The following is a 13,085-nucleotide window of genomic DNA, read 5'->3' on the forward strand; positions in this document are numbered from 1 at the left end:
CCAGGTGCCTGGAACGGCTATCAGAACCACAATAAGCTTGGCCTAATAGGCTGCCCCGAAACAAACAATATGATAAATACGCGCAAACTTTTAAGTATATCCGAATTAATTTAAGTACATTTTTCTCGTATATAAATATTTTTTCGTCAAACCTTAGACAAAAAACTGAAATCAAGATAATTTCATCATGTTTGAAGATTCGCAAACGGATCAGTGGCAGGACTGGGGTTTCATGACTATTCTTATCACCGGCGGTGCCGGCTATATCGGATCACATTGCTGCGTCACGTTCCAGAAAGCTGGATATGACCTTGTTGTGGTTGACAATTTGTCGAATGCGAACAAACTCAGCATTGAGCGCATCGCCGCAATCACGGGCCAGACAGTCAGCTTCGAAACGGCTGATATCCGTGACCGGGCAGCTATGGAACAGATTCTGAAGACCTATAAGTGCACCGCTGTGGTGCATTTTGCCGGATTGAAAGCCGTTGGCGAATCCAGCCAGATTCCGCTTGCCTACTATGAAAACAATTTTGTCGGCACCCACAGCCTGCTTATGGCCATGGCCAATTGCGGTGTCTATCAGATGATCTTCTCCTCCTCCGCAACCGTTTATGGGGAACCGGAATTCCTGCCCCTGACCGAAGACCACCCGACTCGCGCCGTCAATCCTTACGGGCGCACCAAGCTGATGATTGAGGATATGCTCCGGGATGTGGCCGCCAGCAATGCCGACTGGCGCTTTGGCATCTTGCGGTATTTCAATCCGGTCGGCGCCCATGAAAGCGGCCAGATCGGCGAGAATCCGCTCGGCATTCCCAACAATCTGATGCCCTTCATCACCCAAGTGGCCGATGGCCGCCGGGAACAGCTGTCCATCTTCGGCAAGGACTATGACACTCCAGACGGCACTGGCATCCGGGACTATATCCATGTCACGGACCTGGTGGAGGGCCATTTGCGGGCCCATGAGGTTCTGGCCTCCGGCTCCGCGCCTGCCAATTGCTTTGCGGTCAATCTGGGCACCGGCAACGGCTACAGCGTGCTGGACATGGTCCGGGCCTTCGAACGCGCCTCAAACAAGGAAATCCGCTTTTCCTTCGCCCCCCGCAGGGAAGGCGACGTGGCCGAGTGCTATGCCAATACGGAGCTTGCAAAGACGCTTTTGAACTGGACAGCAGAACGGGATCTGGACGCCATGTGCCGTGACACCTGGAACTGGGTCTGCAAGAACCCGCGCGGGTATGAAAGCCCGGATGTTTGAACGAAGCCCACCCAAAATGGCTGCCGGACTTCCCTAAGGACATGCGTCTGGCAAGAAAGACTGAACGTTCTGCGTCAACGGTTCTGGCACAATCGTCGGCGCATCCGACGACCACCTGCCACCATAGGCCAATGCGAAGTGGATCTGCGGAGCCGACGAACCGGTGACGTTACGATCAGGGTCAAGATCCAAAACCGCGCGCTCACGCCGCCACGTTCTGAAACACCCGCACATGGCGCACGGAGGTCGCGGCGCCTGCCACATCGCCATCATTCTTTCCGGCAAAGGGAGCAACCGCATTGCTGAACAAAAGCAAGGCCGGCGTATGGGCAAAACTGTTGGCCACGTGGAAGATCTCCCGGTCATCCACATAGAAGCGGAAGATCTCCCCGGTCCACAACATGGCGAAGCGGTGAAAGGTTTCCTCCAGCCGCGCCTCTGACCGGTAGCTTGCGGCCAACACGATCTTGTCCGGCTTCCAGCGCCGGGCGGCCACCTGAACCACATTCGGGTGTTTGGCTTCGGCTACATCAAGCTCGAACTGGGTGTTCCCCTGAGTTTCAGGATCGGAAACCATCCAGAACGCATTGTTGACGCCGGCCTCAGCCGCAATCCGCATCTCGCATTCAAAATAGCCATAGGTCTGCCGGAATGTGCGGGTGCGCACATAACCGCCAGTGAACGGCCGATCCGGATCATTCTGATGGCCCAGCCGCAAATCGAGCTCGCCATCTTCCACCAGAACGTTTTTGGGATAGCGCATGGTCTGGTGCTGATGGCCACCGCGCTTCAGCAATTCCCAGGTCTTGAGAAACCGGACCGGATCGTTGAAATCATCTTCAAAGGAGAGCTGCCAGTCGCCCGGCAACGTTGTCAGAGGAACCGGGAGCGGCGCTCTGGCCAAAGCGGACCGGGGCCGAAAGGCCCCAACACTGCCCGCAGCAAGAAGCCCCCCCGCAACCGATTTCAAGAACCGGCGGCGGGCAGGCGAAACGTCCGGCAAGGATCGGATGATCCCCATCAGCTTGCCAGTTTGGCTTCCGGTTTCGGGCCGGTCACTTCGCGCAGTTTCAGCTCCAGGTTCCACGCCCGTTTGCGCAGCACCTCGATCTCGCTGGTCATGTACTCGACCTCGTCCTGGAACCAGCCAGTTACTTCCCCAAGATCCTGTTCGCGCTGAACCAGATTGGGCTTGGTCAGAGGATTGCTGGGCGGCGCGGCGACCGGCTTGGCCAGAACATGGTTCAGGCCGTTCTCGCTCAGGAAGCGGTGATATTCGGCATAGTTCAGCCGGTAGACATGCTGCACCTTGGAGAAATCTGCGCTTTCGAAGATCTTCTCCAGATTGATCGGCATGTAGTCCTCCACCTCGATGGAGGGGATGGCAAACAGGGTGGAGAGTTCGCGGATGCGCGAATCGTAGGTGAAGAAGACCGCCGGAATACCCTGATGCAGACCGATGACATTGCCATGGAGACGGAAGCCGACCAGCACGTCGACATTCTCTCTTGCGTCGGCCGCCCATTCATCCACGTCGAAAAAGGCCTGCATGCGCTCGCTTAGCAGCGTTTCGACATCCTTGTCGCCGCTCAGACCATATTTTTGCAGGATCGAGGAGATGTGTTTCTGCTTCGCCTCGCCGCTTTCAAAAATGGCCAGGGTCTCTTCCCGCTCACCTTGCGAATAGAGCCGGTTGGCAGACCGTTTGGCAACCGCCTGGATCAGAGCCCGCTGCATGCGGTTGGTCTTGGTGGCATTGGAGGCGTAATCCGCCGACAGATACCGGTTCAGCGTCAGGCCAACCCGGGCCTTGGCCGGGTCAAACGGCTTGATCTCGATGGACGGGCGCAGGTTCCGGTAGAAACTCGGGCAGCCGATAATGCGGATGTTCTTGATACCGATGTCGTTGAACACCTCCGCACTGTAGACACCGCGCACGCCGATGGTCTCACACTTGTCGGCGATGATCTTCCAGGCCTCGATACTGCCCTTGGGCATTTCCAGCTTCTTGTATTTGGCGGCCTGGGCGCCAACTCCGACCGGCACAATCGGGCCTTTCAGCTTTTTCAGAAGCGGGATCACATTGCCGATGTCGACCGTCTCGGTCAGGTAGTTGGACCCCCGGATAACGGTGGCGTCATACTCCCCCTCCGGCCAAAGTTTCTCATCACCTGCATGGGCGAATTGCAGGTTCTTGATCTGGTCATAAGCCAGTGCCTTCAGCATGGCATCATAGACGAGCACGTCGCCTGTGTTGATCCCCCCGCGAGCAAAGGCTGAGAGCGGATCGTCAATCTTCAGAAATGCTGATTTGTTCCCCGGTTTGACGGCCGCGCCGCCATTCAGCACGAAGAGCTTTTTCATGTGATCTGCACCTTCCAGTTATCGGGCTGCAAGCGCCCTTCGGTTATCGGACTGAGGTTTGAAGACCCCGGCGCCGCGGTGTTTTGGTCCGGCGCGGTCCGGCTCCCCCGGTCCCCTCGTCCATCTGCGTTTGCGCCCCCTTGGTGCGCCGGATCGTCTGGAAACGCTCCGGAAACCAGGTGTGCAATTGTCTTAAAAATGGCTGCAGGCTCTTGTCCCAGCTCCGGTCTGCGGCTCTGGCAGAGGCACGGGCAGACAGGGCCTTGACCTGGTCTCCCGCGCCGGCGAGCCCTTCCAGCGCAGCAATCAGGTCGTGGGTCACAACCCCGTCGTCGCTGGCCCGCAGCAAAAGGCCGTCGCGCTTGTGGTCGATCAGCTCGCGAACCGCTCCGACATCCGTTGCGACCGGAACACAGCCAAGCCGCTGTGCCTCGATGATTGTTAGCGGCGCCCCTTCCCAACGGGACGGCAGGACAAAAACATCCGCCCAGGACAGCAGCTTGCTCAGGTGGCGGCTGTCATAGACTGGCGCCTCCACCCGGATGCCGAGATCCGCGAACCTGTCCTTCCAAGAGCTGCCCGCGCCGTCATCCATGACGTCGGAGCCGACAATCCGCCAGTCAATGGCAATGCCGCGCCGTTTCAGCGTCCGGGCAGCCGCAAGGATGCGCTCAATGCCCTTCTGCCGGTCAAGACGCCCCAGGAACAGGGCCCGGAGTTTGCCGCCCCGTCCCCCGGCCCGGCCTGCGGTCAGGCTGCGGACCTCCTCAGGGTCCAGAGGATAGCCGGGCGCATTTGGAATATGCAGCAGCTTGGCGCTCGGAACCCCCATTCCATGCAGCCATTCGGCCATGTCGCGGGAACAGGTCAGCACGCTGTCATAGATGTGCTCATAAGCCAGCGCCAGATAGGGATGGCCAGCTGCCCGCCCCATGTCCGAGGCATCCAGCACATGCACATAATTCACGATCTTGACGCCCCGGCGCCGCAACTCGCCAAAGACGGCGTTGGCGGGCGCCAACTGGTTGTTGACGATCACATCAAGCCCGGACAGAAAGCCGAGAATTTCCTCAGACTTGGCGTTTTCGTCATGGCCCATCAGCAGCTCATGGCCGGAAAATGTGTTCGGGCCGCCCCAAAGCGGATAGTCATCCGCCAGGAAATTGAGGCTGTCAAAGAGCCCGTCATTGTCGGGAATGCGGTTATAAACGGGTTTGCCGAAGACATAGAGATGCACTTCACAACCGGCATTCTTCAACACACGGGCGGCCGCATAGGCCACCTTTTCCACCCCGCCGAACGTGGCAATCGGCAGCAGTAGACCGACCCGCAAGGGGCCGTTTTCCGTGGCCAGCCGCGGCATCACCGGCGAGGCCCCAAGCGTATGGCGCAACAATTCGTGATAGGTGCTGCGGTCCGGAAAATAGGCCGAGCGCCAGATCCAGCGTGCATCTGGCCCGTTGCGGTAGCCTGAATCGCGCAAGGCGCCAAGGGTGGCCAGAAGACTGTTGGTGGAGGACAGGGCCGTGCCCTGGATGTCGTCGGCGGAAAACGGCCCGCGCACCACGACCTCCGCAATTTTGGGAGAGGGTTGCGCCTTGCGCAAGGTCCGCACCCAGTCGTCCGACTTGTCCTCAACGCATTGTTTCAAGATACCGAGGGAACACATCCAGCCGAGCGGGCGCTTGCCCAGTTCCTTGCCCTCGCCGAGCGTTGCGACCTCGACGCCGAGGCGGTCCTTGTCATGCTCGAACCGGATGGCCACAAAATTGTGGGACTTGCTGAGCCGCTCGCCGAGCCAGAGCACATTATGCAGCAGGCCGAAGCCCTTGAGAGCATCCCGGTGCGCGGGGGACATCCAGAGCCAGAAGGGGGGCACCCCAAAGGTTTCCGGCTCGCTCTTGGCCGCCCAGAACATTTTGACAAATTCCTCAAACCCGCGCCGCTCATGGGCAACAGCCGGGTCTGTGAAGAGGTCGACCAGATAGGAATCGGTGCCAAATGCCACATAGCGCGGGGTCTCTTCATGTTCCCAGCGCAACAGCGTATCGGCGGAAAACAGGTCTTTGTGCTTGGTGCGGATATAACCAAGAATGCTTTCCCGCGTCCGGTTGGAATCGCGCAGCATGCTTTCCGCCCGTTGGCGGTATTCAAAGCCGAAAAACGGATAATTGGCGCCCTTGAATCCCTTGGAGATCGCCTGAAGCCAGAACTCCCAGTCTTCGAAGCCGGCCTTCATCGTCTCGTCGAACCGGATGCCCGCATCGAGCATGACCCGGGACACCAGGCTGCCCGCCTCGCAGATATTGTCGAAGGTGACATGCAAAAGCCGGGAATACTGCGCCGTATAATTGCCGTTCCACTCGATCCCGAACTTGTCGATATTGGGATAGATCCAGTCCACCCCCTTGTTCGCGCGCATATAGTCCAGAAGGACCCGCATGGCGGTCGGGGTGATCCGGTTGTCCGCGTCCAGAAAATAGACCGCCTCCAGGTCCCGGAAGGTTCTCAGCGCAAAGTCGATCCCGTAATTGCGCGCCGAACTCAGGCCCCCATTGGGTTTTCTGAGGTAATAGACATTGTCATGGGCCAGCGCATAGGCCTGGCCGGTCTGGGCTGTTTCGGGAAAGGGACAGCCGTCATCGACAATCACAACGGCAATGTTGAACGGCGCATCCTGGGCCAGCGCCGCATCCACGGCCTCCGTCAAGAGGACCGAGTGCTTGTAGACCGGGATCAAAATGGCGATCGTTGCCGCCGGTTTTTCGTGACTGCCGAATTGGGCATAGCGCACATTCGGCAGGTCCTTCGGGGGCAGGGGCTTGTTAAGCACGTGCGTCACCCGCTTACAACGGCGCGGAAATTGGCGAATTTGGCCCAGGCGAAGTCGTTGTTGCCCGCCTCACTCATGCGCGTTGCGAAATAGACATTCTGCCAGGCCCCAACCTGTTCGGCCGCAAAGGCGCTCAACTGGGTGCTTTCCCCAAACGACACCGTCTTCCAACCGGAAAACGCTTCGCCGACACTGACCTGGCGCTCTTCCCGCAGCAGGGTTTTGGCAGCCTCCAGCGTCCCGGCCACTGCTATGGCGAATTCGATATCGGCCGCCCGGCTATTGTCGATAAACGCCTTGGCGGACAGGCGGATGATCTGTGGCGGACAGGCGGCCGGGAGCTCACCGATGGTCATGCCGTCCGCAGGCGGATGACAGCCAATAGCCCGTTCAGACGGCAGCGGCATGATCGCTTCAAAGTCAAAGGACACTTCATCGGTATTGGCCAGGCTGGCATGTTCCAGAATGCCCGGCGCAATCGGCATGTCCCGGAACCCTTCCTTGCTGCCCACATCCTGGGACTGAGCCGGGATATAGTTGGCAGCCGGCGGCATGGAGACCCCGGGAATGCCACCCCAGACCTGCAGCGCCAGACTGTTTTTCAGCACCGGCAGGCCGTTTGAGGCATCCCGAACCTGGAACATTTCGATGGGTTGCAGACTGCCCACCGACAGCACCGGCACCTCGTCATCCCCCGCTTCGGCCAGCAGCCGGAATTCAAGCGTCCTGTTGAGACCCGCCGTGGATTTGGACAGACCAAACACATTCCAGCCCGTCGTCAGGTCGCCGCTGGAAATCTGCCACGTATCGACGATCCGCAAATCCTCGAGCGTGACCAGCTGGGCCCGCAATTTCAGATCCGGACGGCTGCCCGTCTGGTCCACATGGAGCGCAACCCCGCTGACGCCGGAACTCGGCACGGGCAGGATCTGGCTGATGCCTTCATCAGAGGCGCTGGCCAGAACATTGGCGTTGAGTGGGTTTTCCGCCGGTTCGTTGCTGAAGATCAGGTCGAGCGGCTGCAGGCCGTGCCGGTTCAAAAACGCTTCAAGCGCGGCGAACCTGTTTTGCAGATCGTCATTGAGGCTGCGCAGGGTCCGCAGTTCCCGATTGGACAGAACCAGACGCCGCGCCCCAGCCTTCACATGGTCGGCCACCAACCCGAGAACCGCAGACAGGGCTTCATTCTCCCGGCCCCGGCTCCAGCCGACGGTAGCAGGCATTTGCACAACACCGTGCCGCTGCAGCCATTTGGTCAGGATCTCCGTCTCGCCAGACGCCCCCGGATCAGCCAGAACCGCAACGGGCAAAAGCGGTGCTTCGATCACCTGAAAGACCGCCCCGGTCTCGTCGGAGAAAACGGCCTGCCCCTCTGAAACCCCTTCGAACCAGACAGTTTGCACTGCACCCAAAAGGGCAGCCGGAAGGTCGTGACGCGCTACCCCGACAGCAATCAGAGTCAGATCCTTCAGGAGCCTCTCCTCATTTACCTGCGTGTCGACGGGAAATGCCTCTTGCGTGGCCACAACTGTCATAGGAGCCCCCAGTTTTGCTCAGCCTGGGCAGCCTATCCACAGCTCCCCACAGCTAGATCACCAAATACAACGACTTAAATTTCATGTTTATTTGTGACAATAATGCGGCGCAATATAGTAAAAAGTCAAATGTTTTATGCATTTAAAATAAGATACATAAATTAATCGCGAAATATAATATATTTACGCTCTATTTTACTATTATTTACTTCTAAATTCGCACTAAATTGACTTTCAGCAAGCTGCGAAGGCGCGTCCTTTATCAAGGACACCGTGAGAAGGAACCATTTTATGGTCGATTTTATTCTCGCTCAAAAAATGCTGCATTGCAGCATAAGCAGCCTGATAGGCCCTGTTAAACCCGTCAAACCGGGACTGGTCCCAATAGTCGCTCAACCGGAAGACCTGTTCGGAAAACACGTCGAAGCTGGGAATTTTGAACGTTTCGGCGAATTCTCGCGTGCGGCTGTCATAGGTGAAATAAATGGACGGCACCCCGTTGGCGAGCGCCATAAGATTGCCGTGCAGCCGGTAGCCCAGAACCAGATCACAGGCCTTTACCGCGTCGTCATAGTCGGCCACCACATCGGAATAAAACAGACGGCTGCGGTAAAGGGCCTCAACCTCCTCATCCAGATACCACTGCGACACCCAGGCACTTTCCTTCAGCGCGGCCAATGCCTCTTCCTTCTGCTCCGGCGTACCGAGAACCAGCTTCTTTTCTTCCACCTCCCCCTGGGCGAGAAGCGTTGTGTCGAAGCGCTTGGCGAAGGACTTGATCAGGTCCCGGTGAAAGGTCAGATACTGTTTGATGTCCTGCGCATAGGCGGGCGACACTTCCCGCCGGACTGTCAGCCCCAGTTTGCGCACATTTTCCACCTTGGGCAGCATGATCTTCAGGTCCGGGTCATTCCTGCGGAAGGCAGTCGGGCAGCCGATGATCCGCGTGTTGCGGATCCCGATTTCCCAAAGAACTTCGGCCGTGTAGGCGCCCCGCACCCCGATGCTCCGGGTTGACTCAGCCATCAATCGCAGCACGGACTTGGTGCTCTCACTCAACTCGATCCGCCCGTTCACCGGCGCCTGCGCCCCGATGCCGAAGGCCAGCACCGGCAGTCCGAGACGCCGCAGAACCGGCTCGGCCAGCTCCCAGTTCATTCCAGAATGAATGTAGTTGGAGCCGCGCAGGACCACATAGTCGAAAGACTCGCGCAGCCGGTCCACATCCTCTTCCACAAAAGCCTTGATGGTGAGGGTTTCAAGCTTTGTGAAATTCAAAAGCTTCAGGGTGGAATCGAAGACAAAGGCATCACCGATATTGTGATAGTGATTGATACTCCTCTGCACATCCTGGCAGCCATACCAGCGCACATTGTCGTGGTTATAAACTTCCCCTGACGGGATCATGACCAAAACGCGTGACATATGTTTTTCCTTTAATATTTACGCGCTCTTTTGCAGGTCCTCCGGCAGATCTTCTGCCGGAGCGGAACGGCCAGCCAGAACCGCCCTGTAGACCTCAAGATGTTCTAGCGCACAGCTTTGATAATCCTTCGGAGCGGCAATGCCCGCCCTCAGCTCCTCCCACAGCGTGTCCTGTTGCAGGGCCTCTGACATCCGGTCGGCCAGATCTTCCGGACTGCCCGCCAGAAAATGAAGGCCGTCAACGCCATGACGGACCTTTTCCGCCATGCCGCCGATCCCGCTGCAAATAACTGGACGCCCGTGAAAGAACGCCTCCTGAATGATGACCGGGGAGTTCTCCCACCAGACCGAGGGCATCATGACCCAGTCCACCTGACGCATCAGGGCGGGCATGTCCCTGTTCTGATAGGCTCCGGCAAACCGCACACGGACACCAGCGGCTTTGAGGCTGTTGGCGATTGTCTCCCGGAACGCCTCCGGCTGGCGTTCCAGATTGCCGCCAAAGATGGTCAGGCAGGCATCCTCGCCCCATACGGTTTCCGGTATCCGCCGGACCGCCTCCAGAAGCACATCTACCCCCTTGTAGGGCGTCATCTGGCCGAAATAGGCGAAGCGGGAGCGCCGGTCGCCCTCCCCTTTCAACGCCCTTGGCTCCGCTATTTGCTCCACATTCAGCCCGTTTTCCAGAACATGGATCTTGTCGCCCGGAAGCCCCCATTGCCGGTAGCGTTCCGCCAGAAAGCCGCTCGGGGAGATGAACCCGTCCGCCAGGTCCAGCAAGGACTGGATGAACCTCTTGCGGCGCAGGAAGGCGCCTGGCTCAATGTCCGGAAAACAGCCATGGCAGGCAATCGGAGAAGCCGCCCGGCACAGGGCATTGCTGCCCGTTTTGACCATCTGCCCGTGATGATGACAGATCGGCAGAAACTCGTGCAGCGTTACGAAAAGCGCAGATTTCGGCAGCGCTTCGCGCACCAGATGCAGCATTTCCAGCCCCAGCCCGATGAAATGATGAAAATGCACCACATCCGGCCCGAGAGACCGCACAAACCGGTGAAAATCGGCCTTCAGATCCTTGGTGTTCCTGTTGGAAATCAGGAACGGGTCATAGTCGTCAGCGTGAAAGAGCAGCTCATCATCAGCCTCCGGCACCCCCATCAGCGCGGACCGGCCGTGCCGGGGATAGTCATCCCCCACCCGGGCCAGAAAAAACGACTGAGCATCCATGGCTTCCTTGAGCCCCAGATGCAAATTGTAAGAGGCCACTTCCGCCCCCCCGAGCGACAGGGCCGGATGACCATGCGAAATGATCAGCACCCGCATCGTATCAGCCATCGGCGCCAGTTTGCGTTTCCGGGCCTCCGCCATCACGCCTCCCCTTTCAAACTGTCCAGAGAGCCTGCCCAGGCCAGGTCGAATTGCCTGCGGTCCATCTCGCCCGCAAGCCGGGTCCACAGGTGCCCGCCTCCGGTTGCCGCTTCCGGATGCACCATTTCCACCTCCGGCACCCAGAACGACTTCAGCCCCTTGGCCCTGAGCCTCAAGGTGGCATCCATGCCCTTCTCATCCGTACCCAGATAGCAGCGGGCAAACCCGCCAACCGCGGCGACCGCCTCTCTGGGAAGCACACAGCAGTCAAAGGGCGCAGCGATCACTTCCCGGGTCTTGATGCCGTGCACCGTGCGGCGCGGATAGCCGAGATAATGCTGTTTCAAGGCCGCAGCCCCGTCCTCGCGCTCAATCCAGCTGCCTGCCCAGCGGATGGTCTCGTCCTCGTAAAGAAGGGTCGGGGTCACAAGGCAGTCCTCTGCCCGGGACTGATAGGCCAGCATCAGCGGCTCCAGCCAGCCGGGCCCCGGCGGCACAACGCCTGCGCCAAGACACACCACCGTTGCGGCCGGGGCAGCGTCCATCCCCATCTGGAGGGCATCAAGCGTGTCATCCACATGATTGGCCAGAACTGCGCGCACGGCCATAGCGTAGAACCCTGCCAGACGGCGGATTTCCTGTAACTGGGCGCTGACCACGGGGGCAGCTCCGCTCAAAACAAGAGGTGTCCCTTTCAAAAAAGGGTCAAGCGCCAGAACCGGCAGGAGCGTCCTGAGCTTTTCAACCGCCTCATCAAGGCCGATCACAAGCGCGCGCGGGGCTGTCTCCGGCACAGCACCAATATCCAGAACTGTGTCGACCTTCGGCTCCGGCCACACCGCACCCTGGAACATAGGCAGGAACTGGCGTTCCACGACGTCTGTTTCAGAACAGACCGCCGGGTTGAGCCCTGCCAGCAGCCGCTGGAATGCGCTGCGCAAGGATGTCTTGCCCAGCGCCAGCGGCGCATAGGCCGAGCGCCCGTCCTTGAGCCTGATCTCCAGATAGGCGCTGTCTGACGGGGCCCTCTCCCCCGCTGGATGGATTTCGTCGAAGGGAACAAACACCAAAAACCCATGCCGGTGGCTGGACCGGTCACTGGCGGACGCTCCGGCCAAAAAAGGAGAGAGATCCTCAAAGGCCCGTGTCACATCCGGGCGGGTCTGGGGGGTCCAGGCCGTATCCAGCCGCACCTGGCCAGACGGGCTGCGCAAATGGACTGCCTCCACATGGCCTTCGGGATCCAACAGCCAGCCGGAGAGCAGAAGACCGGCCCCTTCAGCGGCCGTTGAAAGATCCAGCCCGACCCGGACGGGCACATCCAGAGCGCTGACGGTTTCGCTGCCGTCAAAACGCTGCGCGGCCTGCTCCAGCCTGCTGCAGCTATCCCCGGAAGGCCCGAGCCCGGGCAGCAGTGCCCGGATCTGACCGGGCAAACTTCGCACGGGCGGGCGCGCGCAGCGCTCATGCACGTCAATCCGGTTCCATCCACTGCGGCCACGAAAGAAAAGCCCTTTCAAGGAGCCTGTGTCCAGGATGCTGCCCGTCTCCAGAAGTCCGGCAAATCCGGCCGCCTTGCCCTTCGTATCCTTGCGTTCAAAGAGACAGCAGGTCAGCTCGGCAAGATGCAAGGTCTCTGTAACGGCAAACACCCGGCTCGCCCCGGCGGTCAGATCCCGCGACCAGCCCTGAAGATACAGCTCCCCTTCATCAAACCCACCCAACACTTCGACAAATCCGTCGGCCCGAGCCGCCCGCTGCAGGATGTTCGGGGCCGCTTGCCGATTGGCCTGGGCGGAGCGCTCGGAGAACAGCGCATCCACCAAGAGATCGACGATGCTCATCTCGGTCTGGGGCACTGTGGCGCAGACCATCGCAAGAAGCACCGCGAATTCGACTGGCCCCTGCGCGATATTATAAACATGGGACCGGCCGTTGCTGCGGATGGTGACCCGCCCAATCCGGCCCGGCGCACGCCCGGCGAGGGACAGGACGGCGGCAAAGGGCACCCGCCCATCTGCAGGTTTGGCCTTGTCAGGGAAGCTGACAAACGTGCCGGGAACCGTCTGCTGCGGGTCTTCATTCAAGATGACCGGCAGATTGACCGCAAACGTGTCACCGGCCCCGGCAATCACAACCGTGTCGCGGTCAAGAGCCGCAAAGACCAGAGTGCGCCCATCCAGGGGCAGAACCGCCTCAGCCGGAGCAGACGCCGCCGCAGGCTCCGCCTGAGTGTCCGGCGCTGTGCCGGACATTTTACGCGCTCCCTCCAGACGGACAATCTGGTCCATTGCCG

The 13,085-nt window shown here is 59.5% G+C and carries 8 protein-coding genes; 1 reads left to right on the plus strand and 7 read right to left on the minus strand.

All coding sequences use genetic code 11. From position 1 onward, the window contains the following. Nucleotides 1–232 precede the first annotated feature (232 nt). A complete protein-coding gene (gene galE / locus ACXAIC_RS07925; RefSeq protein WP_475175457.1) occupies nucleotides 233–1,264 on the plus strand; it encodes a UDP-glucose 4-epimerase GalE in 1,032 nt (343 codons plus the stop codon). A gap of 202 nt (nucleotides 1,265–1,466) precedes the next feature. Here the strand turns inward: galE and ACXAIC_RS07930 are convergent, their stop codons facing one another. The 7 genes from ACXAIC_RS07930 to ACXAIC_RS07960 form a co-directional block, all read right to left on the minus strand. Next, nucleotides 1,467–2,285: a glycoside hydrolase family 16 protein gene (locus tag ACXAIC_RS07930; protein WP_475175458.1), complete on the minus strand. Its 819-nt coding sequence runs from the start codon at nucleotides 2,283–2,285 to the stop codon at nucleotides 1,467–1,469. Continuing rightward, a complete protein-coding gene (locus ACXAIC_RS07935) occupies nucleotides 2,285–3,628 on the minus strand; it encodes a polysaccharide pyruvyl transferase family protein (protein ID WP_475175460.1) in 1,344 nt (447 codons plus the stop codon). Before ACXAIC_RS07935 ends, ACXAIC_RS07930 begins: the two co-directional genes overlap by 1 nt. A 43-nt stretch (nucleotides 3,629–3,671) precedes the next feature. Next, nucleotides 3,672–6,461: a glycosyltransferase gene (locus tag ACXAIC_RS07940; RefSeq protein WP_475175463.1), complete on the minus strand. Its 2,790-nt coding sequence runs from the start codon at nucleotides 6,459–6,461 to the stop codon at nucleotides 3,672–3,674. 5 nt (nucleotides 6,462–6,466) lie between these two features. Beyond that, the gene (locus ACXAIC_RS07945) at nucleotides 6,467–7,996 is read right to left on the minus strand and encodes a DUF6212 domain-containing protein (protein ID WP_475175467.1); all 1,530 of its coding nucleotides are present in this window, start codon (nucleotides 7,994–7,996) and stop codon (nucleotides 6,467–6,469) included. Nucleotides 7,997–8,230: 234 nt separating this feature from the next. Beyond that, entirely contained in the window at nucleotides 8,231–9,421 is a 1,191-nt protein-coding gene (locus tag ACXAIC_RS07950) for a polysaccharide pyruvyl transferase family protein (RefSeq protein WP_475175469.1), read from the minus strand. Between the two features lie 18 nt (nucleotides 9,422–9,439). After that, complete coding sequence (locus tag ACXAIC_RS07955; protein ID WP_475175471.1) at nucleotides 9,440–10,789, minus strand: glycosyltransferase family 4 protein; 1,350 nt, start codon at nucleotides 10,787–10,789, stop codon at nucleotides 9,440–9,442. Next, nucleotides 10,789–13,080 carry a glycosyltransferase family 2 protein gene (locus ACXAIC_RS07960; RefSeq protein WP_475175474.1) on the minus strand — a complete coding sequence of 764 codons (2,292 nt, stop codon included), beginning with the start codon at nucleotides 13,078–13,080 and terminating at the stop codon, nucleotides 10,789–10,791. Before ACXAIC_RS07960 ends, ACXAIC_RS07955 begins: the two co-directional genes overlap by 1 nt. Nucleotides 13,081–13,085 lie beyond the last annotated feature (5 nt).

This window comes from Roseibium sp. AWQ4_254 (genome assembly GCF_056161025.1).